The sequence below is a fragment of the Neoroseomonas lacus genome, from assembly GCF_014644535.1.
Lineage (GTDB): Bacteria > Pseudomonadota > Alphaproteobacteria > Acetobacterales > Acetobacteraceae > Neoroseomonas > Neoroseomonas lacus.
Genome location: NZ_BMKW01000010.1, coordinates 279,341 through 303,182, shown reverse-complemented (window position 1 = coordinate 303,182; position 23,842 = coordinate 279,341). Strand labels below are relative to the sequence as shown.

Sequence of the window (23,842 nt, the reverse complement as noted above, 5' to 3'; positions counted from 1 at the left end):
CCGTCTGCCCCCGCGAATCGTCCACGGACACAGCGAATCACAGCCGATTCAATCGACTCAACTTCTTTCCGGATGGGCTCTTAGCGAGAATAGAAATGCCTGTCCTAAATCGAAGATCATCAGACCAGCTAAATCTCTCATGGGCGTTGGGAGAGAGCGCGCCAAAGATGTGGCTCCATGCGGCCAGCCATACGCCCTCCAGCCTATTCCGATCAGACATTTCGGAATTCTAGTCGTCCGAGCTGTAACCGAATATCGAAAACTTAGCAGGCTATGGCGCGGCTCAGGTCGGCTCGGGCGTGAGTGAGAACTTTTTCATCCCGCGTCACCACCGGCACCCCCAATTCCCGCGCAGTCGCCACAATCAACCGATCCCCCGGGTCCCCATGAAACTCCCCCGGCAAATAACTCGCCCCAATCCCAATCCGTGCCGTCAGCTTCGCCTCCTTCACCCCCGGCGCCGCCATCACCCGCGCAAACCACGTTTGTACATCCGGCAGGAACGTCACCGCCGCCGCCCGCCCCGGCTTCGGCCGGCTCAACATCCCCACCTCCCAGGCTGAAACCGGCGACACGAACACCCCGCCATGCCGCGCCGCATGGTCAATCGCCGCCAGCGCCTCCGGCGCCATCGGGTCCCCATTCGCCAACCAGATCACCGCGCAGGTATCCAACAGCACCGCCTCGGGCAGGCTCGAGCCGCTCACCCGTGCAACACCCCATCCTCGGCGAGGAACCCGTCCTCACTCACCGGCGCCGTCAAATCCACGCTCTCGTTCACCGCCACCGACCCGCGCAGAAACCCGTGCAACCCCGCCGCGCCCGGCAGGGCAGGGGGCGGCGGCACCAGCACCGCGACGACCTTCCCGCGCTTGGTGATGGCCACGCTCTCCCATTCCCCGGTCCCGACGCGGTCGAGCATGTCCAGGCACTTCGCCTTGAACTCCGTCGCGTTGACCGTATGCGTCTCATCCATGACCATATCTCCTGACTGGTCCTCTCTCCTGACCATATAGCACACGCCCGACCCTCATTCACGCCCAAACACACGGCGGGGTCCGGGGTAACACGGTTACCCCGGCGGGGGTCCGGGGGCGACGCCCCCGCTCTTCCCTTGAAAACCAGATAAAATTCCTATACAAACCCACCCCATGCGCCCCCACCCCTTCCGCCCCCTGACCGACCCCGAATACGCCTTCCTCCTCCCCCACCTCCTCGCCCGCACCGGCCGCCCGCCGGCCAATCTCCGCCGAACCCTCGACGCCACCTTCTGGATCGCCTGCTCTACCGCGCCCTGGAAGGACCTGCCCGAGGAATACGGCCGTCCCGACACCGCCTCCCGCCAGCTCCGCCGCTGGGCGCGCTCCGGCCAGATGGACCACCTCCTTGCCCTCGTCGCCGCTCGCAAACCAGAGGACGAAATTCTTAACGCCCTCGCCTGGCGCCTCTGCCGTGCCTGGCGCCGCATTTCCCGTGTGGTCGGCCTGAAATCCCTGATGCAGGCCAAGAACAGCGGCCTGCGCGCCGCCTTGCCGGCCGAACCCCGCTGGCTGCCCGACCCGGCTTTGTCCAAAATCACCCACTTGCTGGTGGCTAAAAGCCTAAAATCCGCTTTAACTCAGCCCCCCGGCACCTTCTCCACCCTGGCGGCGCTGATGCGCTCGGCTGGCGGCAACCGCCGCCGCTGGCGCCTGAAATAGGGCGCTCCGCCGATGCCGCTCAGCGCCAAAAGGAGGGTTCCAAGGGCCCTTAGGCCTTTGGTGGGGGTTCGGGGGCAAAGCCCCCGACCGTCAACCCCGTGCCCGCATGGACACATCCCCCCTCGCAGCGCAACGTGCCCTTTCACCCGAACGGACCACCCGCCCCGCGTGTCACACTCGCAGCCGCCGCCGCAGCGAATCCTGCTTGGCATTCTGTTCGTCTGCATGGCGGGGGCGTGCTTTTCCTTCATGCTGGCGGCGGCGAAGTCGCTGGGCGCGCATTACTCCTCCTTCCAGATCTCCTGGGCGCGGGCCTTCGGGCATATCGTCTTTCTGCTGGCGGCCTTCCTGCCGCGATACGGCCTGGCGGTGCTGCGCACGCGGCGGCCGGTGTTGCAGCTCACGCGCTCGGCCCTGCTGTTCGGGTCGAACCTGCTGAGTTTCCTGGCCTTGACCTTCATCCCGCTGGCCAAGCAGGTCTCGATCAGCCAGACGGCGCCGCTCATCGTGACGATGCTGGCCGGCCCGATGCTGGGTGAACGCACGACGCTGGCGCGCGTGCTGGCCTTGCTGGCCGGCTTTGCGGGGGTGCTGCTGGTGATCCGGCCCGGGACGGCGGTGTTCCACTGGGCGTCGATCGGGGTCGTGGTCAGTGCCGCCTGCTACGCACTGTACCAGATCCTCACCCGGCGCGTGGCGGGGCAGGAGAGCCCCGAGACCTCGGCCCTGTATTCATCCGTGGTGGGTGCGTTCGGGATGCTGCTGGTGATGCCCTTCGTGTGGATCACGCCGGCGACGCTGGCGGACCTTGCCCTGTTCTGTGCGCTGGGCGTGCTGGGTGCGCTGGGGCATTACTGCATTGCCATCGCCTTCGGCTTCGGCCCGGCGAATATCCTCTCGCCGTTCCAGTACTTCCAACTGTTGGCCTCGGTGGGCGTGGGCTTCGTGCTGTTCGGGGAGGTGCCGGACCTGTTCACCTGGCTGGGCGCCGCGGTGATCGTGGGCAGCGGGTTGTTCATCGGCTGGACGCAGACGCGCAAGGGCGCGCGTTAGGATGCCGTCACTGGCCGTTTCCCACCGCCCTGGGGCAGTTCCCGCACGAAGCAGGGGATCGCGTGGCCTGGTACCCGCCCGCGCAACGATTGCAGCAGCGCCAGCCCCTCGCTGTCCGGCACCGCGAAGCGCGCGGTCCCCGGCGCGGGGTCCAGCGCATGCAGGTAATACGGCGTCACCCGCGCCCGCAGCATGGCGCGGAACAGCTCTTCCAGCGCCTCGGCGCTGTCATTCACCCCGCGAAGCAGCACGGATTGCCCGAGCAGCGGCACCCCCGCGCGTGCCAGCCGCTCCAGCGCCGCGATCGCGGCGGGTGCAAACTCCCGCGCGTGATTGGCGTGCACGGCGACAAACACCGGCTTGCCCACCTCGAGCGCGCCGAGCAGCGCCCCGTCGACGCGCCCCGGGTCGGCCACCGGCACCCGCGTATGGATACGCAGCGTCTCGATATGCGGCATGGCCGCCAGCCGGGCCAGGATCGCCCCGAGCCGCCGCGGGCTCAGCATCAGCGGGTCGCCCCCGGTCAGGATCACCTCGCGGATCGCTGGCGTCGCCTCGAACCAGGCCATCGCCGCCTCAAGCTCCGCCTCGCTCAACACCCCGCCATCCGGCCCGACCACCTCGCGCCGGAAGCAGAAGCGGCAATAGATCGGGCAGGCCAGCAACGGCTTCAGCAGCGCCCGGTCCGGATAGCGATGCACCACGCCCTTGACCGGCGTGAAGGGCGCATCGGCCGTGGGGTCATCCACCTCATGCGGCGCGGTGACCAATTCCGCCGCGTCGGGAATGTATTGCCGCGCCACCGGGTCGGCCGGGTCGGCACGGTCGATCAGCCCGGCGACATGGCCGGTGACGGAAATGGCGAAGCGTTCCGCCACCAGCACGGCACCCGCCTCGGCCTCAGCGCGCAGCAGCCCGGCCTCGCGCAAGTCGCGCGGGCTGCGAAGGGTCCGTCCCTGGCGTGTGATGTCACCGTCCGGCATGGTCGGGCGCCGTACCCGAAGGCCCGTCCGCATACAATGGCGAAACCTCTCTGGCATCCCGAACGTCTGGCCGCCCGACTGCCGTTTCTCGACCGCCGCGCCGCCCTCACCGCCGCGACGCGCGCCTTCTTCACCGCCCGCGGCTACCGGGAGGTCGAAACCCCCTGCCTGGTCGCAGCACCCGGCGCCGAAGTCCATATCCGCGCCTTTGAAACCCGCTTCGAGGCGCATCTGGGGGCAGGGCAGGGGCGCCCGCTCTGGCTGCGCACCTCGCCCGAACTGGCGATCAAGAAGCTGCTGGCCGGTGGTGCGGGCCCGGTCTTCGAACTGGCCCGGGTCTGGCGCAATGGCGAGCTTTCCGCCCGCCACGCCCCCGAATTCACCATGCTGGAATGGTACCGCCCGGGCCTGACCTTCGCCGGCCTGATGGACGAAGCCGAGGCCTATCTCCGCGCCGTCTGCCCCCCCGTGGTGGAACATGGCGGCATCCGCACCGACCTCACGCAGCCCTTTGAACGCCTGACCATGCAGGACGCCTTCGCCCGCCACTGCAACGGCCTGGACCTGCTGGCGACGGAGGGCGATACCGCCCGCCTGCACGCCGCCGCCGCCCATGCCGGCCTGCCGCCGCGCCCCGACGAATCCTGGGAAGACCTGTTCTTCCGCCTGCTTCTGGAGCGAGTGGAACCGGCGATCGGCCGCGACCGCGCCACCTTCCTGACCCATTGGCCCGCTCCCCAGGCCGCCCTGGCACGGCGCGACCCCGCCGACCCGCGCGCCGCGTTGCGATTCGAACTGTTCGCCGCCGGCATCGAATTGGCCAATGCCTTCGACGAGCTGACCGACCCCGCCGAACAGCGCGCCCGCTTCGAGGAGGCCAATGCCGAACGCCGCCGCACCACCGGGATGCATGGCTGGGATGTCGATGATGATTTCATGGCGGCCCTCGAACACGGCCTGCCGCCGACGGCCGGAATCGCGCTCGGATTCGACCGTCTGGCGATGCTCGCCTCGGGCGCCCCGCGGATCGAGGACGTGTTGTGGCTTCCGGTCACTTGACCCCGCGCGGCCGCCTCGCGTCTAAAGGCTACGCATGTCGATCGGATCAAGACGCAGCCGGGAACGCCGGCGCCGCACGGGGCAAATCGTCTTTCGCGTGGCGAAATGGACGGTCATGCTCGCGATTTTCGTGGGCCTGGGCTTCTACGCCTATCAGAGCGGGCTCGACCTCGCGCGCGCCGAGGTCACCGTGCTGGAGCAGCGGCTCGAAACGCAGGGCACCGACATGCGCGCGACCTATGCCCGCAACACCCAGCTCGACGGCGAGTTGCGCCAGGCACGCGCCGACATGGCCGCCCTGCAGCGTCGCTACGAGCGCGACGTCCCGACAGGCGACGCCGCCGCGCTGTTCGCCCTCGCCCAGGCGCGCATCGCCGCCGGCGTACCGCGCGAACGCGTCGCCCAGCTGCTGCGCGATGCCGGCCCGGTCCAGCAATGCACCGGCCGGGCGGCCACGCGCCGCTTCGCCGTCGCCTATGGCCCGCGCGTGCCGGACAATGCCGGCATCGACCTGCTCGACGGGCTGGTCCGTGTGGTGATGAGCGCGCCGAACCAGACCGACGACCTGGCCCGCGCCGCCAGCGTGGTGATCACCGTGGCCGGCCAGGACCCGGTGACGCTGACCGGCCTGCCGCAGCAGCACAAGGTGGTGCTCGGCAATGCCGAGCTGACGCTGAATGTCACCTCGGAACTGCGCGGCTTCGGCACCGCGGCGATCTCGACATGCGGCGGTTGAGCGCGCGCGCCGCATTCCTGGCCCTGCTGGCCGTCCTGGCCTGCGCGCCGGCACCGGACCAGGCCACGGCGCAATCCATCGCCGAGGGGCGGCACCTGCTCGAGACGCGTTGCGCCGCTTGCCACGCGATCGGGCCGACCGGCGCCAGCCCGCGCCCCGGCGCGCCTGCCTTCCGGGACCTGCACAAGCGCTACCCCGTCGACCAGCTCACCGAAGCGCTCGCCGAGGGCATCGTCACCGGCCACCCCGACATGCCGGTGGTGGCCTTCGACGAAACCCAGGTGGCCGCCGTGGTCGCCTACCTCCGCAGCCTGGAACAATAGAGCGCGATGACCGCAGGTGCGAACGCACCGAAGGTTTGAATCAGGCGATCAAACGAGTGGTTAGAGTGCGATTGGTGAACGAAGGTGTACCAATCACACTCTAGCCGCCGGCGTCAGACCGGCACGTCGCCCAGCAGGGTGATGCGGTGCATCTCGCGCCGATGGCCGTGATAGTCGTTCACCGGGTAATGCTGCACCGCCCGGTTGTCCCACAGCGCGATCGACCCCGGCGCCCAGCGGAACCGGCAGCTGAATTCCGGACGCGTGATGTGGGCGAACAGGAAGTCGAGCAGCGGCTTCGATTCCGCCTCGGTCCAGCCATCGAAGCGCGTGGTGTGGCCGAGGTTCACGTACAGCGACTTCCGCCCCGTCTCCGGATGGGTGCGCACCACCGGATGGGTGGCTTCCAGCACCTCGGCATTGGTCACCGCGCCGCGTTCCTTTTGGCGGTCCTCGCGCGTCTTCGATGCATCCGCCTTCTTCGAGGAATTGATTGCCCGCAGCCCGTCGAGCGTCGCGCGCAGCCCGGGCGACAGCGCCTCGAAGGCCGCGCGGCAATCGGCGAACAGCGTGTCGCCACCCGAGGGAGGCACCTCGCGCGCGATCAGCATCGTCGCCATCGGCGGGCATTCGAGATAGGCGGTGTCCGAATGCCAGACGCCGCCGAAATTGATGCGCTCCTCCGGTTCCTTGATCACCGGCGTGATCTGCGGAAAGCCATCCAGCCCGCGCACGAAGGGGTATTCCACCGGCGTGCCAAACCGCGCGGCGAAGGCGAGGAAGTCACGCGGCGGCAGCACCGCGTCGCGCAGGAACAGCACGCCATGCTCCAGCCAGATCGCGCGCAACTCGGCGATGGTGCGGTCATCCGGCGGGGTAGCGAAATCGAGCCCCGAAACCTCCGCCCCCACGACGCCGGAAGCGCGGATGACGGTCAGCCGCTGTGCGGTAATGGACATGCGTTCCTCCGTTTGTCGGAAGGCTACGCCGCCGCCTGAAGTCGCGCCAGCATCCCCGCCGCCTGCTCGCGCGGCAGTGCGTAGAAGACGAAGACGTAGGGGTCCGAGGCTTCGAACACCGACGGGTCGGGCGAGGCACGCTGCATGGTCGGCCGGTCGAGCGCCGCCATCGGCAACCACTCACCGCGCAACTCGAACACCACGTCATAGCCGAGGGCATCGAGGAACGCCGGCACCGCCCAGGTGCTGCCCTCGCGATGGCGTTCCTCGACTTCCAGAGTCAGCACTGGCCGGCAGCGCAGCAGCGTCTCGCGCGCCCCGCGCAGGATCTCATACTCCGCCCCCTCGGCATCGATCTTAATGCCAGTGACATCGGTCAGGCCGAAATCATCCAGCCGCATCAGCTTCACGGCAAAGGTCTCGACGCCGACCCGCGCCGAGCGGTGCGCGGCGTAATCCTTGGCGGTGCTTGCCCATTGTTCCTGCGCGATGCCATCAAGCACCGGCATCGCCAGGGTGATCTCCCCGGCATGGTCGCCAAGCGCGGCGGCGTGGCATTCCACATGCGCCGGCATGCCGCCGAACGCCGCGCGCAGCGCCACCTGCAATCGCGCGAAGGCCGGCGGCAGGGGCTCGAAGGCCATCACGCGCGAGCCCGGCAGGCGGGCGAGCGGAATGGTGATCAACCCATCATGCGCGCCAACATCGATCAGCGTGCCGGGGCGATGCAGGCGGGCGTGGAAGTCGGTTTCGTTCATGCCATCCCTCGGCAGGCCTGCGGCGCCATGTCATCACGCATCGCTGGGCACCGCCAGCCGGAGGCTCGACGACCACGGCGCGCCTCATCCATGTCTCGCGCCCCTCGGTTTCGACCTCGTGGCACCGGTCAGCCCGGCAGGCTGGCCGCCGCGATCGCCGCATTCATCGCCCGCACCCCCGCCGCCGCGCCATCCGGGTGGTTCCACACCGCCCCCACCACGGCGAGGAAATCCGCCCCCGCCCGCACCAGCGGCGCGCAATTTTCGGCTGTGATGCCACCGATCGCGACCGACGGCACCTCCATCATCTCCGACCACCATTCCAGCAGATCGGTGCCGGCGGTGTGCAGCGTCTCCTTCGTCCCGGTTGGGAAGAAGGCGCCGAAGGCGACGTAATCCGCCCCCAGCTCGCCCGCTTCCATCGCGAGATGCCGCGACGCATGGCAGGTGATGCCGAGGATCCGGTCCTTGAGCAGCTTTCGCGCGCCTTCATGGTCGCCATCGGTCTGGCCGAGATGCGCGCCGTCGCAGCCCAGCGCCATCGCCAGCGCCGCGTCGTCGTTCAGGATGAAGGCGACATCGCGCGCCTGCGCGACCGGCATCAGCGCCTCGACCGCGCGCTTGATCTCGTCGGGCGACGCATCCTTCAACCGCAGCTGCAGGCAGGCGACGTCGCCGGCATCGAGGGCGGTGGCCAGCTGATCACGAAACGCGGCGAGTTCGATCCGCGGCGGCGTGATCAGGTACAAGCGGCAGCCATTCGAGGAGGAGGTGTCCCGTGCCGCGTTCATCGTCCGTCATTCCTTGCCTGCGCTACGCCGACCCCGGCGCCGCGATCCGCTTTCTGACCGAGGCCTTCGGCTTCGTCGAGAAGCTGGTGGTGCCATCGCCCGACGGCGGCGGCATCATCCACGCCGAACTCGTCACCGGCGAGGGTGAGGCGCGCGGCATGGTGATGCTGGGCGGCGACCGCGCCTTCTTCGACATGCGGCTGCCCAAGCAGGCCGGCGGCGTGACGGATTGCCTCTATGTGGTCGTGAAGGATGCCGACGCGCATTGCGCCCGGGCGCGGGCGGCCGGCGCCGACATTCTGGAAGGCCCGCTCGACCGCGACTATGGCTCGCGCGAATACGTCGCGCGCGACCCCGGCGGATATCTGTGGGATTTCGGGACCTATGATCCCTGGGCCGACCCGGCCTGAGCCGGGGAGCACCGCGGATGCAGGATGCGACGGGCGCCATAAGGGCGCCCGCCGCGCGGCCTGCATCAGACCTTCGTCTTGTAGACCTCGATCATCGAGGCGAGCAGCTTCAGCGCCTCGTCCTTCGGCCGCTGGAAGGCGTTGCGGCCGACGATCGAGCCGTTGCCGCCGCCGGCATGGATCGCCCGCGCCTCGTCGAGCAGCGCTTCCGCGCCCTTTGCTTCGCCGCCCGAGAACACCACCAGGCGCCGGCCGTTGAAGCAGGACTGCACCACATGCCTGATGCGCGCCGTCAGGTTGGACCCGTCGATCTTCCGATCGGCATAGACCTTCTTCGCCGCGTCGAGCGAGACGGGCTCCATCGGCGGCTTCACCTTGATGATGTGCGCGCCGAGCAGCGCCGCCATGTGTGCCGCATAGGCGCAGATGTCGAAGGCCGTCTCGCCAGTCTTGTCCAGCATCGGCCCGCGCGGATACGACCACACGACGACGGCGAGGCCGGCCGACTTCGCCTCCTCGGCGAGTTCGCGCAGCTCTTCCATCATCTCGAACTGGTATTCGGACGACGGGTAGATGGTGAAGCCGATCGCCGAGCAGCCCAGCCGCAGCGCATCCGCCACCGACCCGGTCACCGCCTGGTCCTTCGTGGTGGACAGGCTGTTGGAGGAATTCACCTTCAGGATGGTCGGGATGGCGCCGGCGAAGGTCGCCGCGCCCGCCTCGATCATGCCCAGCGGCGCGGCATAGGCGTTCAGCCCCGCCTCGATCGCCAGTTCGAAATGGTAGTGCGGGTCATAGGCGGCCGGGTTCGGCGCGAAGGACCGCGCCGGGCCGTGCTCGAAGCCCTGGTCGACCGGCAGGATCACCATGCGGCCGGTGCCGCCGAGCTTCCCTTCCATCAGGATGCGGGCAAGGTTCGCCTTGGTCCCGGGATTGTCGCTCTCATACCAGGAGAGGATTTCCTTCACGCGACGGGTGAGCTTCATCTGGCGTCCTTCCTTCAGTCCGGCCTGTCCAGGGCGCGATAGCGCAGCCTTACGGGCCTGTCACGATGCCGGCGGTGTCGGCGAACCCTGTGGCACTTCCATGGCGAGCCAGGCGGCGAGCCGCCCCTGCGTGTCGCGCCGCGCCGGATCGACCCGCCCGAGGTCGAGGGCCGGCGGCCGGGCGGGCAACACCTGCGCGCCCAGCTCGGCCGCCGCGGCGGCCACGGCGCCGAAGGCCGGGCAGCCGCCGTCCAACACAATGACGCGAACCCCCGCCCGCAGCGCCGCCAGCGCACTGCCCGGCGCATCGGCGCAATCGAGCCCCGCCACGCAGGCCGCCGCCGGGTGCCGCCGCCGCGCCTCCGCCACCAGGGCGAGGAACCAGCCCGCCCCGGCAAACCCCCCCGCGCCTGGTGCGGACAGCAGCAGCACGCCACGCGGCCCGGCCGCGGCGAGTGCCGCTTCCGCCTGGCCCAATGCATGAACCACCACCGCCGGCATGCTGCCACACGCTGTCACCGTTGACCCCGAGGCCCCTCTCTGCCAAGGCTTTCTCCTATCCCTGCGGGCCTTCGCAGGGAAGCAAGCGGCGAAACTCCCAGGGGGCGGATGAGCGAGGCGGTGGACCCGGTGGCCGAAGTCACCCTCAGGCTGGAAGCGGCGGTTGAGCGGCTGACCCGTGCGGCCAGCGCCCGGCCCGCGACCACTCGGACCGAGGATGAGGCCCCGGGTGTCGACCCGGCGGCAGTGGCGGCGCTTGCCGCCCGCCTCGATGAAACCATCGCGCGGCTGCGCAGCGTCCTGGGTGAGGAGGCCTGATGGCTCAGGTCACGGTCCGCGTCGGCGGCTATTCCCACCCGGTGGCCTGCCAGGACGGCCAGGAACGCCACCTCACCAACATGGCGGCCGAGGTCGACCGCCGCATCGGCACGCTCAAGGCGATGGGCATGCAGTTCGGCGAGACTCGGATGCTGCTGCTCGCCGCCCTGCAACTGGCCGACGAGACCGCCGACCTGCAGGCCGAGATCGCCGCGTTGAAGGCCGGCGGCGCCGTCGCCGCCCCCGCGCCGGCCCCGGCCGCACCTGATCCGGAACTGGTCGAACGCCTCAATGGTGTCGCCGAAGCGATCGAGACCATTGCGGCGGCCCTGGAGCGCGCCTAGGTTCAGTGGGCGGGGCTGCCCGGTGCGCCCAGGCAAATCATCCCCGGGGCCAATGCACATCCTCCGGGAACTGGCGCTGTCTGGATCTTGGTCCAGGTATCTGGTGCCCACCTGCGAAAGCAGGCCTTGGGAGGGTGAGACGCCAGCGGCCTATGGTGGCTCCGCACTTCTTCTTTCTTGATCCCTCAGACGGCGGGCACGGCCCATCCGGGCCGCCTGCCGTCGCGCCCTGCGCTGGCGGTCCCGGGGCGCCGGGCGGGTTGGGCGCTCACGAAGGGGTTCTCGATCCCCCAGGTGGCGGGCGCGACCTGTCCGGGCCTCTTGCCTCTGCGCAGGCAAGGCCGTTCCGGCGCCATCAACCGATCGTGCCCTCTGCTCGCGGCCCGAGTCCGACGCCTCCGTCCCGCGTCCTCAGCGGCGGTTTCGGCTGCCGTCACGCTCGGCCTATCGCACGATGGCGTCGCGGCCCTAGCTTGACGACCCGGCCCGCTTTCCAGACTGACGGCACCCCATGAGCGACAACGCCCCCTATTGCGACGTGCTGTTGGCCGAGATGAAGGCCGAAGCGCGCAAAGCGGCCCTCGCGCGCCGCGCCGCCATCGACCCCGCCGGCAAGGGCGAGGCGCTCGCCGCCGCCGTCCTGCGCGACTGTCCCCCACCGCCGGGCGCCCTCGTCTCCGGTTTCTGGCCGATGGGCCCCGAGATCGACATCCGCCCGCTGCTGCGCGCCCTGCACGCCCGCGGCCAGCCGCTCTGCCTGCCGGTCACGCCCCGGCGCGGCCAGCCGCTCCACTTCCGCCGCTGGGCGCCCGGCGACCCGCTGGCCCATGGCCCGATGGGCACCCGCCAGCCCGCCACCGGCCATGACGTCACCCCCGACTGGCTGCTGGTCCCGCTGCTCGCCTTCGACCGCGCCGGCCGGCGGCTCGGCTATGGCGGCGGCTATTACGACCGCACGCTGGCCGCGCTTCCCCGGGCCACCGCCCTCGGGGTTGCCTATGCCGGCCAGGAGATGCACGACCCTCCCGGTGTCCCCGCAGGGCCGACCGACTTCCGGCTCGGGCGCGTGGCGACGGAGAATGGCGTGGTGATCTGCGGCGAAGCCCCGTGAGGCTGCTCTTCCTCGGCGACATCGTCGGGCGGTCGGGGCGCGACGCGGTCATCGCTGCGCTGCCCGGCCTGCGCCGCGACCTTTCGCTCGACCTGGTGGTGGTCAATGCCGAGAACGCCTCGCATGGCTTCGGCCTCGCGCCCGACATGGCGCGCGCGCTCTTCGCTGCCGGCGCCGATGTGCTGACCCTCGGCAACCACGCCTGGGACCGCAAGGAGATCATCCCCTTCATCGCCGAGGAATCCCGCCTGATCCGCCCGATGAACTACGCGCCCGGCACGCCGGGGCAGGGGGCGGCCGTCGTCACCGTCCCCGGCGGACGGCGGGCGCTGGTGGTGCAGGTGATGGGCCGGCTGTTCATGGAACCGCTCGACGACCCGTTCCGCGCCGTGCAGGGCGAATTGGCGAAGCACTCCCTCGGCGCCCAGGGCAGCGTGCAGGCCGTGGTGGTCGACATCCATGCCGAGGCCACCAGCGAGAAACAGGCCATGGCGCATTCCTTCGACGGCCGCGCCTCGCTCGTCGTCGGCACCCACACCCATGTGCCGAGTGCCGACCATCGCATCCTGCCCGGCGGCACCGCCTTCCAGACCGACGCCGGCATGTGCGGCGACTATGACAGCGTGATCGGGATGCAGAAGGGCGGCGCCTCGCTGCGCTTCTGGCGCAAGGTGCCGGCCGAGAAGCTCGCCCCCGCCGAAGCCGAGGCCACCCTCTGCGGCATTTTCGTCGAGACCGACGACGCGACCGGTCTCGCGCGCCGCGTCTCACCGCTGCGCCTGGGCGGCTCGCTCTCCCCGGCGATGCCGGCGGCATGAGCGACGAGGCCGCTGGGTCATCCCTGGGCGCGCGCCTGTCGGCCCTGATGGAACGGCGCGGGGACCGCGTGCCGGCCCATGTTCCCGATGTGCTGCTCGGCCTGGACGACCGCGCCGGGCCGGCGCGCATGATGGCCCTAGCCTTCCAGCAGATCGCGCTGCAGTCGATCTATTTCGTGCTTCCCGGCATGGTCGCCGTGGCCTTCGGTGCCGGGCCGCTGGCGGCGACGAACTATCTCTGCCTCTCGCTGATGGGCCTGGCATTCTATGCCGTGCTGCAGGCGCTCCGGCGCGGCCCGGTCGGGTCGGGTTATGCGGTGCCGAGCACGCCCTCTGCGGTGCTCTTCGCGCCGCTGATGATCGCCGCCGCCTATGGGGCGACCATGGCCCAGGCCGCCGCGTTGACCATGGTGACCGGCATCGCGACGATGCTCGTAGCACCGCTGCTGCGCGGCCTTTCGCTGCTGTTGCCCACCGAGGTGACTGGCGCCGTCGTCTTCCTGGTCGGTGCCTCGCTGCTGCCGAGCGTGATGGCCATCCTGCATTTCAACGCGGCCGACCCCGGCATCACGGTGGCCGAGGTGGTGGTCACGGCCGCCTGTTTCATCGTGATGGTGGTCGCGGCGGTGTTGCGCTGGCCGCTCGCCTCCTACGCGGTGCTGATCGGCGCGGTCGTCGGCACGGCGGCGGCGCTGGCGCTCGGCATGACGCCGGAAGGCGCGCACGACCTGCTCGCGGCGGCGCCATGGTTCGCCCGGCCGAGGCCGCCGGCCCTGCCCGATTTCGGGTTCGACCGCGCGCTGCTCGCCCCCTTTCTGCTCTGCGTGGTCGCCGGGCTGGCATCGGTGGTGGGCACCACGGTCGCCTTCCAGCGTGCCACCGATGGCGGCTGGACGCGGCCCGACCCGGGGCCGATCCGTCGCGGCGTGCTGGCGCATGGGCTCGCCATCACCCTGACCGGCCTTGCCGGCGGCATGGGCAATTCGGCGTCGTCGTCCTGCGTCGGCCTGTCGATCGCGACGCGCACCTTCGCGCGCTCCATTGTGCTGACCGGCGCGGCCATCCTGTTCCTGCTCGCCTTCTGCCCCAAGGCTGTGGCGCTGTTCGTGCTGGTGCCGGCGCCGGTGCAGGCGGCGATGCTGCTCTACGTCGCCGGCTTCATGATGGCGCAGGGCTGCGAGATGATTGTGATGCGCACGCTCGACACTCGCCGCACCGTGGTCGCCGGGATGGGCCTCACCTCCGGCCTCGCGGTGCTGGCCTCGCCCGGTTTTTTCGCCGCGACGATGCCGGCACTGGCCGCCCCGCTGGCGATGGGCGCATTCGTCAGCTTCTTCGCCAACCTGCTGACCCTACCGCTGGTGCGGCGGGAACAGCGCTTCGAGGTGCCGCTGGGCCCCAGCGCGGCCGACCTGCTGCAGGACCACGCCTTCGCCATCGGCGGCGCCTGGGGCTTGCGGCCCGACACCGTGCGCAAGCTGCACCATGCGCTGACCGAACTGAGTGACCTCCTTGCCGGGCGGGGCACCGCCAGCATGGCCGTCGCCGCCACGCAGCTCGAGGAGGCGGTGGAACTCACCATCACCTTCGCCGGTGCGCCCCTCCCCGAACCCACCCGCCGTCCGCGCGCCACCGATATCGAGGCCGGCGGCGATGCGATGGAGGCAGTCTCGGTCTGGCTCGCGCTGCGCGAGGCGGCCCGCCACACCATGCGGCGCACGGCCACCGGCCAGGAAGTGCGCATTCTGTTCCACGACTGAACCAAGGGGAGGAACGAGGCCATGGACCTCGGCTATGCAGGACGGCGGGTGCTGGTGGTCGGCGCCTCGGCGGGCATCGGATTCGCAACTGCGAAGATGCTGGCGCAAGAAGGCGCGGAACTGTTGATCGCCTCTCGTAATCCGGCCGGCATCGCCGCCGCGGCGGACCGTATCGGTGCAGCGACCGGCCGCCGGCCCGCCACCGCCACCGCTGACATCACCGAGCCCGGCTCGGCGGATCGCCTGCTCGCCGAGGCGGCGTCGCACTGGGGGGCGCTCGATGCACTGGTCGATGCGGTGGGGGGGTCGATCCGCTCCGGCTTCGAGGCGCTGACCGATGAGGATTGGCTCGGCAACTACAGCTTCAACGTACTTTCCGCCGTGCGCGTGGTCCGCGCCGCACTGCCGTTGCTGCGCCAGGGCGCCGCACCGTCCATCGTGCTGTTGGGCGCGGCGGCCTCGCGCATGCCCTACCCGAATCAGATCGTCTCCAACGTCCACAAGGCCGGACTGCTCGGCCTGACCAAGACGCTGGCCGGCGAATACGCCGCCGAGGGCATTCGCGTGAACTGCGTCGCACCCGGGCGGACGCTGACCAGGCTATGGACCGACCGCGCGGCGAAGATGGCCGCCGAGCGCAACGTCACCGCCGAGGAGGTCATCGCCGAATTCGCGCATGAAATTCCGCTCGGGCGCTTTGCCTCGGCCGAGGAGGTCGCGGTGGTGGTGGCGTGGCTGTCGAGCCCGCGCGCGGCCTATGTCACCGGGCAGACCGTCAATGTCGATGGCGGGATTGCGCGCGGATTGCTGTGAAGGTCGGGGGAGAGAACTCCCCCGATCCCCCTCCTTTTTCTATCTGTTGGAGACTGACCGCGGCGGCCGGCGCCAATAGACAGAAGAAGGGTGGGGGTTTGGGGGAGGTTCTCCTCCCCCAACCTTCAATACATCGTCTGCACCAACCGCTCCGGCGCCTCGCGGTCATACGCCGCAGCATCGACCTGCCCATCGGCGCGATGCGACGCGATCAGTTGCCCCATCGTCGGCAGCCCCTCCGGCCTGGCCTTCCCGTCCCACAACCGCGACCGCATGATCGACTTCGCGCATTGCATGAACAGGTCCTGCGCCGTCACTGCCAGCACGGTCGCCGGCGTCTTGCCGCGCTCGACGAAGCGCGAGGTCAGCGCCGGGTCGGCGGTGATGCGTGCCGAGCCATGCACCCGCAGCACCTCGGAGGCGCCGGGAACGAAAAAGATCACCGAGACGCGGTTGTCCTCGATGATGTCGCGCAGCGCATCGAGCCGGTTGTTGCCGCGCCGGTCGGGGATGAGCAGCGTGCCGTCCGGCTCGACCGCGACGAAGCCCGGCGCATCGCCGCGCGGCGTGGCATGCACCCCGCGCGAGCCGACGGTCGAGATGATGCAGAAGGGCGAGGCGGCGATCCAGGCGCGCGCCGTCGCCTCGACCCGATAGGCCACCTTCTTCAGCGGCCCCTCCAGCGGCTGGTCATAGAGCTGGCGGAGTTGGTCCTCGGTGGTGACGGCGAAGGGATCGGTGGGGAATTGCGTGTCCATGGGGCGGAAGTCTGGCCCGATCCGGGGCCCCGGCGCCAGAGCGGATAGCGTTCGGGCGGAAACACCCGAGCGGGTGAAGATGCCCGGCACGGAACGCCTGGAGCAGGCGGCGCTTATGCATGTGAACGCAGCATGCGGCAGCCCCTGCTTGGCTTCGGCGCCCGCCGGCCGGTATAAGCGCCCCCCGATCCATCAATGCCACGAATTTGAAAGAGGGACGGTCATGGCCGGCCATTCGCACGCCAAGAACGTCATGCACCGCAAGGCCGCGCAGGGGGCCAAGCGCGCCCAGGCCTTCGGCAAGCTGATCCGCGAGATCACCATCTCTGCCAAGATGGGCATGCCCGACCCGGCGATGAACCCGCGCCTGCGCGCCGCGGTGAAGGCCGCGCTGGTCGCCAACATGACGCGCGACACCATCGACCGCGCCATCAAGCGCGCGAGCACGGCCGGGCAGGGCGAGGACTGGCAGGAAGTCCGCTACGAAGGCTACGGCCCCTACGGCATCGCCATCATCGTCGAGGCGCTGACCGACAACCGTAACCGCACCGGCGGCGATTTGCGCTCGATCTTCAACAAGGGCGGCGGGGCGCTTGGCGAGTCCAATTCGGTCGCCTTCCAGTTCGATCGCAAGGGCGTCCTCCGCTACAAGCCCGACGTCGCCTCGGCCGATGCCATGCTGGAAGCGGCGATCGAAGCCGGCGCCGAGGATGTCGAATCCGACGAGGACGGCCACGAAGTCTCCTGCACGGTCGAGGATTTCGCCGCCGTGCGCGACGCGCTCGAGGCCCGCTTCGGCGAGGCCGAGGCCGCCAAGCTCGAATGGTGGCCCTCGACCACCATCGACCTCGATGAGGAGAAGGCGCGCGACATCCTCAAGCTGATCGATGCGCTCGACGACAATGACGACGTGCAGAACGTCTATGCGAATTTCGAGGTCGACGCGGCGGCGGCGGAGCGGCTTTCGGCGGCCTGACCGCCGGAAGCGCGCGGGGCACCACACCCGCGCATGGACCACCATCCATCGGGCATGGGGCCTAGCGTGCTAGACTTCTACCCCATGTCCCGTCGGCCGATTCGCATCCTAGGACTCGATCCCGGCCTCCAGCACACCGGCTGGGGGCTGATCGAACACGACGGCTTCCGCCTGCGCTTCCTCGCCGAGGGCGTCATCTCCACCACGCCCGCCGAGGATCTGCCCGACCGCCTGCTCGCCCTGCATCGTGGCCTCGCCGCCATGATCGACCTGCACGCGCCGGAGGAAGCCGCCGTCGAGAACACCTACGTCGCCCGCAACCCCGATTCCGCACTGAAGCTCGGCCAGGCGCGCGGTGTGGTGGTGCTGGCGCCGGCGCTCGCCGGCCTGTCCGTCGCGCAATACGGCGCGATGGAGGTCAAGCGCGCCGTCGTCGGCAATGGCCATGCGGCGAAGGAACAGGTGCAGGCCATGGTGCGCCACCTGCTGCCCGGCGTGACCTTCAAGCGCGCCGACGCCGCCGACGCGCTGGCGGTGGCGATCTGCCACGCACATCACCGTCAATCGAAACAGGCCATTGCCCGAGGATACCAGCCGGCATGATCGGCCAACTCAAAGGCCGCCTCGACTCTACCCATGACGGCGGCTGCATCTTCGACGTGAACGGTGTCGGTTACCTGCTCTCCTGCTCGCGCAAGACGCTCGATGCGTTGGCCGGCCGCGACGGTGCGCAACGCCTGCTGGTCGAAACCCGTGTCAGCCAGGATGCCATTACCCTGTACGGCTTCGCCGATGCCTCGGAGCGTGAGGCCTTCCGCGCCCTGATCGAGGTGAAGACGGTCGGCCCGCAGAAGGCGCTGATCGTGCTGTCGTCCCTCACGCCCGATGGCTTGGCGCGGGCCATCGCCGGTAAGGAACGCAAGCGCTTGTCGGAGGTGAAGGGCCTGGGTGCGGCGACCGCCAATCGCATCGTCGATGAACCCGCGATGCAGAAATGGGCGGTCGGCCGCGCCACGCCGGATGCCGACGGCGAAGGCGCGCTGTCCATCGCCCCGCTGGAACAGGGTGCGGAAGCGGACGCCGTGTCCGCCCTGGTCAATCTCGGCTGGAAGCAGCCGCAGGCGGCGGCAGCGATCTCACGCGTCGCCAAGCGCCTGGGTGACGGCGCCACCCTCGACGCGCTCATCCGCGACGGGTTGAAGGAAATGGCGCGATGAACACCCCGCCCGCCTCCGGCGGGACGAGCGAGCGCATCACCGACCCCGAGCGCCAGGACGACGACTACGGCGAACATGCGCTGCGCCCGCAGACCATCGCCGACTTCACCGGCCAGCAGTCGCTGCGCGAGAACCTCTCGGTCTTCATCGCCGCGGCCAAGGCGCGCGCCGAACCGATGGACCATGTCCTGTTCCACGGCCCGCCGGGTCTCGGCAAGACGACGCTCGCGCAGATCGTCGCCCGCGAACTCGGCGTTGGCTTCCGCGCCACGTCGGGCCCTGTGCTGCAGCGGTCCGGCGACCTTGCGGCCATCCTGACCAACCTGCAGCCGCGCGACGTGCTGTTTGTCGATGAGATCCACCGGTTGCAGCCCGCCATCGAGGAAACGCTCTATCCGGCGATGGAGGATTTCTGCCTCGACCTGATCATCGGCGAAGGCCCGGCCGCGCGCACCGTGCGCATCGACATCCCGCCCTTCACGCTGATCGGGGCGACGACGCGCGCGGGCCTGTTGGCGACCCCGCTGCGCGACCGCTTCGGTATCCCGCTGCGGTTGATCTTCTACACCGCCGAGGAACTGCACGGCATCGTCACCCGCGGCGCGCGCAAGCTGAACTTCTCACTTTCCGACGATGGCGCGATGGAAATCGCCAAACGGTCCCGCGGGACGCCACGGATCGCCGGGCGCCTGCTGCGCCGGGTGCGCGACTTCGCCATGGTCGAAAGCCGCATCGCCGACCGCCCGATGGTGGATGGCGCGCTGCTGCGCCTCGAAGTCGATGCGCTGGGACTGGATGCGATGGACCGCCGCTACCTGCGCCGCATCGCCGAACACCATGGCGGCGGCCCGGTCGGCATCGAGACGCTGGCCGCGGCGCTGGCCGAAGGCCGCGACACGCTGGAAGAAGTGGTCGAGCCCTTCCTCATCCAGGAAGGCTTGGTGCTGCGCACGCCGCGCGGGCGGATGCTGGGGGACCTCGGCTGGCGGCATCTCGGGCTGGCGCCGCCGGCGGGGATGATCGCGCAGCTCGACCTGCTCAGGGACAATGATGCGTGAGCGAGTCTGAACCAAATACGTCGGACAACATTCATCGATACAACCTCAGGGTGTATTTCGAGGATACCGATGCGGGTGGGATGGCTTATCACGCCCGTTATCTGCATTGGGCGGAACGGGCGCGAACTGAATCCTTGCGTGCCATAGGCTTGCCGCATCAATTTATGATGGAACGTCACAATGCGTTGCTAGTGGTGCGGCGCATCGAAGTAGAGTATTGGCGCCCCGCCCGCCTTGACGACTTGGTGGTTGTCGAGACTGCGATTCTGCGGGTCACCGGTGTCCAGATCATGCTCAGCCAGACCGTCCGTGCGGCGGCGGAGGATGGCGGCGGCGGTGAACGTCTGGCGGGGTTGAAGGTCGGCCTGGTCTGCGTGGGGCGTGGGTCCCTGAAGCCCGTGGCCTTGCCCGAGCCCTGGCGAAGTGTTCTGCAGGGGCTGGTCGTCGCCGAGGCGACGCGGGACTGAGTGCCGCTTCAGCGGTGATGGGACTAGGCGCTGCCGAGGCGGTGTGGGGCTGAAGCCCTGGAGACGGTTCGGGGGGAGGGGTGCCGGCGGCGGCGCCCCGATCACCTCGGATCATGTTGCTGGCGGCCAGGGTCGTCGACGCCCCTTGCGGGGTGGGAAAGGAGATTGCGCGTGAACGGAGCTGTGACCGCAGAGGCGCTGGGACAGGCGGCGCATGATCTGTCGCTCTGGGGGCTGTTCCTCCAGGCTGACTGGATCGTGAAGGCCGTCATGCTGGGGCTGTTGGTCGCCAGCGTCTGGGTCTGGGCCATCGTCTTCGACAAGGTGACGAGCCTGCGCCGCGCCAACAAGTCCGCCGATGCCTTCGAGGACCGCTTCTGGTCCGGCGGCAGCCTTGATGACCTCTACGCCAAGGAAGGCGAGGACCCCAGCCACCCGATCGCGGCCGTCTTCGGCTCCGCGATGCGCGAATGGCGCCGCAGCGTCGGCAATGGCGGGATGATGGGCGGTGCCAAGGAGCGCGTCGAACGCGCCATGGCCGTGACCATCGGGCGCGAGATGGAACGCCTCGAACGCTGGATGATCTTCCTCGCCTCGGTCGGCTCGGTCGCTCCCTTCATCGGCCTGTTCGGCACGGTCTGGGGCATCATGAACTCCTTCGCCGCCATCGCCGGCATGCAGAACACCAATCTTGCCGTGGTCGCCCCGGGCATCGCGGAAGCGCTGTTCGCCACCGCCATCGGCCTGGTCGCCGCCATCCCGGCGGTGCTCGCCTACAACAAGATCAGCACCGACCTGGGCCGCTTCGCCGGGCGGATGGAATCCTTCGCCACCGAATTTGCAGCGATCCTCTCGCGCCAGACCGAGGCGGCCAACGACAAGGCCGCCCCGGCCGCGACGGCGGCGGAATAACCCGATGGCTTCGCCCCTGATCGGCGCGCGCACCAATGGGCGCGGCCGCTACCGCCCGATGGCCGAGATCAACGTCACCCCGATGGTCGACGTGATGCTGGTGCTGCTGATCATCTTCATGGTCGCCGCGCCGCTCATGACGGTCGGCGTGCCGGTCGACCTGCCGCGCACCGCGGCCACGCCGCTCAACCAGGAAACCGAGCCGCTGACCATCTCGGTCAACCCCGAGGGCGCGATTTTCCTGCAGGAGACCGAGGTCCCGATCGCCGAACTCGTCCCCCGTCTGCAGGCGATCATGCAGAGCCAGCCGGCCGGCACGCCGGAACGTCGCATCTTCGTCCGCGGCGACCGCGCCATCGCCTATGGCAAGGTCATGGAGGTGATGGGCACCATCGCCGCCGCCGGCTTCACCCGCGTCGCCCTGCTGGCCGAACAGCCTGCCGGTGGCGGTGCGCGCCCGGCAGCCGCGCCCGGCGCCGCCCCGGCGCGCCCCGCCGGCCGGCCGTCCGCGCCGTCGCGCAACTGAGCGAAGGGAGCGGAGAGGCGGGCATGCCCTCCTGGACCGCACGTATGGACCTCAACCGCTGGGGCATCGTCTCGGCGGTCCTGCACGGGCTGATCCTGGTGATCGGCACCTTGTTCGTGCTCGCGCGCCCGATCCCCGAACCGGCGGAACAGGGCATCGCCATCGAACTCGTCACCCCTGGCCCGCCGCTGCTGGCCCAGGCGGATGTGCCGAGCCCGAACCCGGCGCCGCCCTCGCCCGACGCGCCGACCACGCCGCCGACGCCCGAACCCCCGGCCCCGGAGCCGCCGCGCAACACGCCGCCGGAACCGCCGCCCCCGCCGCCCCCGCCGCCGCCTGCCCCGGCGCCGACACCCACGCCGCCCTCCCAGGCGCAGGCGACGCCAACCCCGCCGGCGCCGCCGCCCGCGCCCTCGCCCGACGTCGCGCCGACGCCGCCGCAGCAGACGCGCCCGACGCCGCCCACCCCATCCCCGCCGCAACCACAGCAGGCCCAGACGCCACCACGGCCCAACCCGCTGCCGCTGCCGCCGACGCCGATCCCGCCCCCACCCGAACCGGCGCAGGAGGCCGGCACCGGCACCACGCCGCCGGTCGCCCGCCCGCAGGAACGCAGCCAATCGGTGCTGAACACGCTGGAACGGCTGCGCACGACCCAGCAGCAGGATCGCGCACCGACGGCGCGGCCCAACCCCTCGGGCCGGCCGCAGCAGGGCGGCGGCAGCCCGACCGGCACCGCCGCCCTCAGCCAGGGTGAGATCCGCGGCCTCGCCGACCAGATCGCCGAATGCTGGAACGTCGATCGCGGCATGCTCGGGCTCGACACCATCGTCGTCGAACTGCGCGTGCAACTCGACAGCCAGGGTGTCGTTCGTAACGTCGTGCCCAACGGGTCGCCGCCATCGGACCCGCGGGCGCGCTCGGTCTATGAATCCGCCCGCCGTGCCCTCATGTCGCCACAATGCAACCCGCTGCGCGTCCCACCGAACAAGTACCAGACGGTGATGGCGTCCATCTTCCGCTTCAATCCAAGGGGCCTCGTGCGATGAACCCTGTCTCCTCCTTCGCGGCCACGCGCCGCCAGGTGCTGATCGGCGCCGGCGCCGGCCTGGTCGCCCCCGGCATCATCGCGACACCGCTGCCCGCCGCCGCCCAGGCACCGCAGGGTGCCGTCATCGACATCACTCGGGCGCGCACCGACCCAATTCCGGTGGCGATCCCCGACCTCGCCGGGGCCGGCGACGCCGCGCGCATCGGCCGCGACATTGCCCGCGTCATCCAGGCGAACCTGCGCAATTCCGGCCTGTTCCGCCCGGTCGACCGGCAGGCCTTCATCCAGACCCCGGATTCCGCCGCGCAGACGCCGCGCTTCCAGGATTGGCGTGTGATCGGCGCCCAGGCGCTCGTCACCGGCCGGGTCGAACAGCGTGGCGACGGCCTGCGCGTGGAATTCCGCCTGTGGGACGTGCTGCCCGAGACCCAGCTCCAGGGCACCGCCTTCAACGCGCCGGCGGCCAATTGGCGGCGCATCGCGCATCTGATCTCGGACGTCATCTATGAACGGCTGCTGGGCGAGAAGGGCTATTTCGACACCCGCGTCGTCTATGTCTCCGAGACCGGCCCGCGCGACCGCCGCACCCGGCGCCTCGCGATCATGGACCAGGATGGCGAGAACCACCGCTTCCTGACCGATGGCCGCTTCGCAGCCCTGACCCCGCGCTTCCACCCCTCGGCCGAGCGCATCGCCTTCATGTCCTACCAGGACCGCGGCCAGCCGCGCGTTGTTCTGTTCGACATCAATTCGGGCAGCCAGCAGGTGCTCGGCAACTTTCCCGGGATGACGCTGTCGCCTCGCTTCGCGCCCGATGGCCGCTCGGTGGTGCTCTCGGCCACACGCGGCGGGGACGCCAACATCTTCGTCGTCGACCTCGCCAGCCGGCGCGAACGGCAGTTGACCAGCGGCGGCGGGCTCGACGTCTCGCCCTGCTTCTCGCCCGACGGCACGCAGATTGTGTTCAATTCCGATCGCGGCGGCGACCAGCAACTTTATGTGATGGATGCCGGAGGCGGCGGCGTGCGCCGCATCTCCTTCGGCAATGGCCGCTATGCGACGCCGGTCTGGTCGCCGCGCGGTGACCTTATCGCCTTCACCCGCTTCGGCCGCGGCAGCTTCGCCATCGGCGTGATGAAGCCCGACGGCTCGGGCGAGCGCATCCTGTCGGAAGGCTGGGCCATGGAAGGCCCGACCTTCGCCCCCAATGGCCGGGTGCTGATGTTCTACCGCGAAAGCCGGGCGACGAATTCGCGTGGTGCGGGGTATTCCTCGCGCATTGTCTCGATCGACATCGCCGGCTTCAACGAACGCCCGATCCCCACCCCGACGGACGCTTCCGACCCCGCCTGGTCGCCGCTGCTGTCATGAACGGCCCGTCGCCCCACGCTTGACCGCGTGGGCGACGGGTGCTTACCCCCAACCTTGCTCCCTTACGTTTCAGGAGATCCCCC

At 69.8% G+C, this 23,842-nt stretch carries 30 protein-coding genes and 1 other RNA gene; 22 read left to right on the top strand and 9 right to left on the bottom strand.

Features of this window, described 5'->3' with window-relative positions; translation table 11 throughout:
* Window positions 1–263: 263 nt before the first annotated feature.
* Window positions 264–707: a type II toxin-antitoxin system VapC family toxin gene (locus tag IEY36_RS20775; RefSeq protein ID WP_188970326.1), complete on the bottom strand. Its 444-nt coding sequence runs from the start codon at window positions 705–707 to the stop codon at window positions 264–266.
* Window positions 704–976 carry a type II toxin-antitoxin system Phd/YefM family antitoxin gene (locus tag IEY36_RS20770; RefSeq protein ID WP_188970325.1) on the bottom strand — a complete coding sequence of 91 codons (273 nt, stop codon included), beginning with the start codon at window positions 974–976 and terminating at the stop codon, window positions 704–706. Before IEY36_RS20770 ends, IEY36_RS20775 begins: the two co-directional genes overlap by 4 nt.
* A gap of 175 nt (window positions 977–1,151) precedes the next feature.
* On the opposite strand from IEY36_RS20770, the gene IEY36_RS20765 reads away from it, so the two are divergent.
* Together IEY36_RS20765 and IEY36_RS20760 are read left to right on the top strand one after the other, a co-directional pair.
* Entirely contained in the window at window positions 1,152–1,700 is a 549-nt protein-coding gene (locus tag IEY36_RS20765) for a transposase (protein ID WP_188970324.1), read from the top strand.
* 168 nt (window positions 1,701–1,868) lie between these two features.
* A complete protein-coding gene (locus IEY36_RS20760; protein WP_188970323.1) occupies window positions 1,869–2,753 on the top strand; it encodes a DMT family transporter in 885 nt (294 codons plus the stop codon).
* On the opposite strand, the gene IEY36_RS20755 is transcribed toward IEY36_RS20760, so the two are convergent.
* Complete coding sequence (locus IEY36_RS20755; RefSeq protein WP_188970322.1) at window positions 2,750–3,736, bottom strand: lysine-2,3-aminomutase-like protein; 987 nt, start codon at window positions 3,734–3,736, stop codon at window positions 2,750–2,752. The two genes, IEY36_RS20760 and IEY36_RS20755, sit on opposite strands and share 4 nt — an antisense overlap.
* Before the next feature lie 36 nt (window positions 3,737–3,772).
* On the opposite strand from IEY36_RS20755, the gene epmA reads away from it, so the two are divergent.
* The 3 genes from epmA (at window position 3,773) to IEY36_RS20740 (ending at window position 5,854) form a co-directional block, all read left to right on the top strand.
* Window positions 3,773–4,795, top strand: coding sequence for an EF-P lysine aminoacylase EpmA (epmA, locus tag IEY36_RS20750; RefSeq protein WP_188970321.1), 1,023 nt, complete (start codon window positions 3,773–3,775; stop codon window positions 4,793–4,795).
* Window positions 4,796–4,910: 115 nt separating this feature from the next.
* Complete coding sequence (locus IEY36_RS20745) at window positions 4,911–5,531, top strand: hypothetical protein (protein ID WP_188970320.1); 621 nt, start codon at window positions 4,911–4,913, stop codon at window positions 5,529–5,531.
* Window positions 5,519–5,854: a c-type cytochrome gene (locus IEY36_RS20740; RefSeq protein ID WP_188970319.1), complete on the top strand. Its 336-nt coding sequence runs from the start codon at window positions 5,519–5,521 to the stop codon at window positions 5,852–5,854. Before IEY36_RS20745 ends, IEY36_RS20740 begins: the two co-directional genes overlap by 13 nt.
* A gap of 113 nt (window positions 5,855–5,967) precedes the next feature.
* Here the strand turns inward: IEY36_RS20740 and IEY36_RS20735 are convergent, their stop codons facing one another.
* The 3 genes from IEY36_RS20735 to thiE all read right to left on the bottom strand — a co-directional run bounded on the left by IEY36_RS20735 (window position 5,968) and on the right by thiE (window position 8,362).
* A complete protein-coding gene (locus tag IEY36_RS20735; RefSeq protein WP_188970318.1) occupies window positions 5,968–6,813 on the bottom strand; it encodes a TauD/TfdA dioxygenase family protein in 846 nt (281 codons plus the stop codon).
* A gap of 23 nt (window positions 6,814–6,836) precedes the next feature.
* On the bottom strand, window positions 6,837–7,571 hold the full coding sequence (locus IEY36_RS20730; RefSeq protein WP_188970317.1) for an FkbM family methyltransferase: 735 nt from the start codon (window positions 7,569–7,571) through the stop codon (window positions 6,837–6,839).
* A gap of 128 nt (window positions 7,572–7,699) precedes the next feature.
* Window positions 7,700–8,362 (bottom strand): thiamine phosphate synthase, encoded by a 663-nt coding sequence (gene thiE, locus IEY36_RS20725; protein WP_188970316.1) that lies wholly within the window; start codon window positions 8,360–8,362, stop codon window positions 7,700–7,702.
* On the opposite strand from thiE, the gene IEY36_RS20720 reads away from it, so the two are divergent.
* Window positions 8,350–8,772, top strand: coding sequence for a VOC family protein (locus IEY36_RS20720; RefSeq protein WP_188970314.1), 423 nt, complete (start codon window positions 8,350–8,352; stop codon window positions 8,770–8,772). The genes thiE and IEY36_RS20720 overlap by 13 nt on opposite strands.
* Before the next feature lie 65 nt (window positions 8,773–8,837).
* Here the strand turns inward: IEY36_RS20720 and IEY36_RS20715 are convergent, their stop codons facing one another.
* Both IEY36_RS20715 and IEY36_RS20710 read right to left on the bottom strand, forming a co-directional pair.
* Window positions 8,838–9,758 carry a class I fructose-bisphosphate aldolase gene (locus IEY36_RS20715; protein WP_188970312.1) on the bottom strand — a complete coding sequence of 307 codons (921 nt, stop codon included), beginning with the start codon at window positions 9,756–9,758 and terminating at the stop codon, window positions 8,838–8,840.
* A gap of 60 nt (window positions 9,759–9,818) precedes the next feature.
* Entirely contained in the window at window positions 9,819–10,247 is a 429-nt protein-coding gene (locus IEY36_RS20710; protein ID WP_188970310.1) for a hypothetical protein, read from the bottom strand.
* Between the two features lie 120 nt (window positions 10,248–10,367).
* Between IEY36_RS20710 and IEY36_RS20705 the strand changes: the two genes are divergently transcribed.
* The 7 genes from IEY36_RS20705 to IEY36_RS20675 all read left to right on the top strand — a co-directional run bounded on the left by IEY36_RS20705 (window position 10,368) and on the right by IEY36_RS20675 (window position 15,423).
* Window positions 10,368–10,577 (top strand): hypothetical protein, encoded by a 210-nt coding sequence (locus tag IEY36_RS20705; RefSeq protein WP_188970308.1) that lies wholly within the window; start codon window positions 10,368–10,370, stop codon window positions 10,575–10,577.
* On the top strand, window positions 10,577–10,921 hold the full coding sequence (locus IEY36_RS20700; protein WP_188970306.1) for a cell division protein ZapA: 345 nt from the start codon (window positions 10,577–10,579) through the stop codon (window positions 10,919–10,921). The genes IEY36_RS20705 and IEY36_RS20700 overlap by 1 nt, the downstream gene beginning before the upstream one ends.
* A gap of 9 nt (window positions 10,922–10,930) precedes the next feature.
* A non-coding RNA gene (gene ssrS, locus IEY36_RS20695) (6S RNA) lies at window positions 10,931–11,087 on the top strand.
* A gap of 345 nt (window positions 11,088–11,432) precedes the next feature.
* Window positions 11,433–12,032, top strand: coding sequence for a 5-formyltetrahydrofolate cyclo-ligase (locus IEY36_RS20690; protein WP_188970304.1), 600 nt, complete (start codon window positions 11,433–11,435; stop codon window positions 12,030–12,032).
* On the top strand, window positions 12,029–12,850 hold the full coding sequence (locus IEY36_RS20685) for a TIGR00282 family metallophosphoesterase (protein ID WP_188970302.1): 822 nt from the start codon (window positions 12,029–12,031) through the stop codon (window positions 12,848–12,850). The genes IEY36_RS20690 and IEY36_RS20685 overlap by 4 nt, the downstream gene beginning before the upstream one ends.
* Window positions 12,847–14,610 (top strand): solute carrier family 23 protein, encoded by a 1,764-nt coding sequence (locus IEY36_RS20680; protein ID WP_188970300.1) that lies wholly within the window; start codon window positions 12,847–12,849, stop codon window positions 14,608–14,610. Before IEY36_RS20685 ends, IEY36_RS20680 begins: the two co-directional genes overlap by 4 nt.
* Window positions 14,611–14,631: 21 nt before the next feature.
* On the top strand, window positions 14,632–15,423 hold the full coding sequence (locus IEY36_RS20675) for an SDR family oxidoreductase (RefSeq protein WP_188970298.1): 792 nt from the start codon (window positions 14,632–14,634) through the stop codon (window positions 15,421–15,423).
* Between the two features lie 125 nt (window positions 15,424–15,548).
* Here IEY36_RS20675 and IEY36_RS20670 read toward each other — a convergent pair whose 3' ends face one another.
* Window positions 15,549–16,181 carry an MSMEG_1061 family FMN-dependent PPOX-type flavoprotein gene (locus IEY36_RS20670; RefSeq protein ID WP_188970296.1) on the bottom strand — a complete coding sequence of 211 codons (633 nt, stop codon included), beginning with the start codon at window positions 16,179–16,181 and terminating at the stop codon, window positions 15,549–15,551.
* 223 nt (window positions 16,182–16,404) lie between these two features.
* Here IEY36_RS20670 and IEY36_RS20665 point away from each other — a divergent pair, with 223 nt between their 5' ends.
* From IEY36_RS20665 to tolB, 9 genes are all read left to right on the top strand, one after another.
* Complete coding sequence (locus IEY36_RS20665; protein ID WP_188970294.1) at window positions 16,405–17,157, top strand: YebC/PmpR family DNA-binding transcriptional regulator; 753 nt, start codon at window positions 16,405–16,407, stop codon at window positions 17,155–17,157.
* Between the two features lie 84 nt (window positions 17,158–17,241).
* Entirely contained in the window at window positions 17,242–17,760 is a 519-nt protein-coding gene (gene ruvC / locus IEY36_RS20660; RefSeq protein ID WP_188970292.1) for a crossover junction endodeoxyribonuclease RuvC, read from the top strand.
* Complete coding sequence (gene ruvA / locus IEY36_RS20655; protein WP_188970290.1) at window positions 17,757–18,374, top strand: Holliday junction branch migration protein RuvA; 618 nt, start codon at window positions 17,757–17,759, stop codon at window positions 18,372–18,374. Before ruvC ends, ruvA begins: the two co-directional genes overlap by 4 nt.
* Window positions 18,371–19,432, top strand: a complete 1,062-nt coding sequence (ruvB, locus tag IEY36_RS20650) for a Holliday junction branch migration DNA helicase RuvB (RefSeq protein ID WP_188970288.1) — start codon at window positions 18,371–18,373, stop codon at window positions 19,430–19,432. The genes ruvA and ruvB overlap by 4 nt, the downstream gene beginning before the upstream one ends.
* Window positions 19,429–19,899, top strand: a complete 471-nt coding sequence (locus IEY36_RS20645) for a YbgC/FadM family acyl-CoA thioesterase (protein WP_229681463.1) — start codon at window positions 19,429–19,431, stop codon at window positions 19,897–19,899. The genes ruvB and IEY36_RS20645 overlap by 4 nt, the downstream gene beginning before the upstream one ends.
* A 171-nt stretch (window positions 19,900–20,070) precedes the next feature.
* A complete protein-coding gene (gene tolQ / locus IEY36_RS20640) occupies window positions 20,071–20,811 on the top strand; it encodes a protein TolQ (RefSeq protein WP_188970286.1) in 741 nt (246 codons plus the stop codon).
* Between the two features lie 4 nt (window positions 20,812–20,815).
* Window positions 20,816–21,337 (top strand): protein TolR, encoded by a 522-nt coding sequence (tolR, locus tag IEY36_RS20635; protein ID WP_188970284.1) that lies wholly within the window; start codon window positions 20,816–20,818, stop codon window positions 21,335–21,337.
* Window positions 21,338–21,360: 23 nt separating this feature from the next.
* On the top strand, window positions 21,361–22,386 hold the full coding sequence (locus IEY36_RS31130) for a hypothetical protein (RefSeq protein WP_188970282.1): 1,026 nt from the start codon (window positions 21,361–21,363) through the stop codon (window positions 22,384–22,386).
* Complete coding sequence (gene tolB / locus IEY36_RS20625; RefSeq protein WP_188970279.1) at window positions 22,383–23,759, top strand: Tol-Pal system beta propeller repeat protein TolB; 1,377 nt, start codon at window positions 22,383–22,385, stop codon at window positions 23,757–23,759. The genes IEY36_RS31130 and tolB overlap by 4 nt, the downstream gene beginning before the upstream one ends.
* Window positions 23,760–23,842: the final 83 nt, after the last annotated feature.

What these genes read in the sequence shown, in the direction of transcription:
- IEY36_RS20770 (WP_188970325.1), bottom strand. Translation starts at nt 976, where the DNA reads ATGGATGAGACGCATACGGTCAACGCGACGGAGTTCAAGGCGAAGTGC.
- IEY36_RS20765 (WP_188970324.1), top strand. Translation starts at nt 1,152, where the DNA reads ATGCGCCCCCACCCCTTCCGCCCCCTGACCGACCCCGAATACGCCTTC.
- IEY36_RS20755 (WP_188970322.1), bottom strand. Translation starts at nt 3,736, where the DNA reads ATGCCGGACGGTGACATCACACGCCAGGGACGGACCCTTCGCAGCCCG.
- epmA (WP_188970321.1), top strand. Translation starts at nt 3,773, where the DNA reads ATGGCGAAACCTCTCTGGCATCCCGAACGTCTGGCCGCCCGACTGCCG.
- IEY36_RS20745 (WP_188970320.1), top strand. Translation starts at nt 4,911, where the DNA reads ATGCTCGCGATTTTCGTGGGCCTGGGCTTCTACGCCTATCAGAGCGGG.
- IEY36_RS20740 (WP_188970319.1), top strand. Translation starts at nt 5,519, where the DNA reads ATGCGGCGGTTGAGCGCGCGCGCCGCATTCCTGGCCCTGCTGGCCGTC.
- IEY36_RS20735 (WP_188970318.1), bottom strand. Translation starts at nt 6,813, where the DNA reads ATGTCCATTACCGCACAGCGGCTGACCGTCATCCGCGCTTCCGGCGTC.
- IEY36_RS20730 (WP_188970317.1), bottom strand. Translation starts at nt 7,571, where the DNA reads ATGAACGAAACCGACTTCCACGCCCGCCTGCATCGCCCCGGCACGCTG.
- thiE (WP_188970316.1), bottom strand. Translation starts at nt 8,362, where the DNA reads ATGAACGCGGCACGGGACACCTCCTCCTCGAATGGCTGCCGCTTGTAC.
- IEY36_RS20715 (WP_188970312.1), bottom strand. Translation starts at nt 9,758, where the DNA reads ATGAAGCTCACCCGTCGCGTGAAGGAAATCCTCTCCTGGTATGAGAGC.
- IEY36_RS20705 (WP_188970308.1), top strand. Translation starts at nt 10,368, where the DNA reads ATGAGCGAGGCGGTGGACCCGGTGGCCGAAGTCACCCTCAGGCTGGAA.
- IEY36_RS20700 (WP_188970306.1), top strand. Translation starts at nt 10,577, where the DNA reads ATGGCTCAGGTCACGGTCCGCGTCGGCGGCTATTCCCACCCGGTGGCC.
- IEY36_RS20690 (WP_188970304.1), top strand. Translation starts at nt 11,433, where the DNA reads ATGAGCGACAACGCCCCCTATTGCGACGTGCTGTTGGCCGAGATGAAG.
- IEY36_RS20680 (WP_188970300.1), top strand. Translation starts at nt 12,847, where the DNA reads ATGAGCGACGAGGCCGCTGGGTCATCCCTGGGCGCGCGCCTGTCGGCC.
- IEY36_RS20675 (WP_188970298.1), top strand. Translation starts at nt 14,632, where the DNA reads ATGGACCTCGGCTATGCAGGACGGCGGGTGCTGGTGGTCGGCGCCTCG.
- IEY36_RS20670 (WP_188970296.1), bottom strand. Translation starts at nt 16,181, where the DNA reads ATGGACACGCAATTCCCCACCGATCCCTTCGCCGTCACCACCGAGGAC.
- IEY36_RS20665 (WP_188970294.1), top strand. Translation starts at nt 16,405, where the DNA reads ATGGCCGGCCATTCGCACGCCAAGAACGTCATGCACCGCAAGGCCGCG.
- ruvC (WP_188970292.1), top strand. Translation starts at nt 17,242, where the DNA reads ATGTCCCGTCGGCCGATTCGCATCCTAGGACTCGATCCCGGCCTCCAG.
- ruvA (WP_188970290.1), top strand. Translation starts at nt 17,757, where the DNA reads ATGATCGGCCAACTCAAAGGCCGCCTCGACTCTACCCATGACGGCGGC.
- ruvB (WP_188970288.1), top strand. Translation starts at nt 18,371, where the DNA reads ATGAACACCCCGCCCGCCTCCGGCGGGACGAGCGAGCGCATCACCGAC.
- tolR (WP_188970284.1), top strand. Translation starts at nt 20,816, where the DNA reads ATGGCTTCGCCCCTGATCGGCGCGCGCACCAATGGGCGCGGCCGCTAC.
- IEY36_RS31130 (WP_188970282.1), top strand. Translation starts at nt 21,361, where the DNA reads ATGCCCTCCTGGACCGCACGTATGGACCTCAACCGCTGGGGCATCGTC.
- tolB (WP_188970279.1), top strand. Translation starts at nt 22,383, where the DNA reads ATGAACCCTGTCTCCTCCTTCGCGGCCACGCGCCGCCAGGTGCTGATC.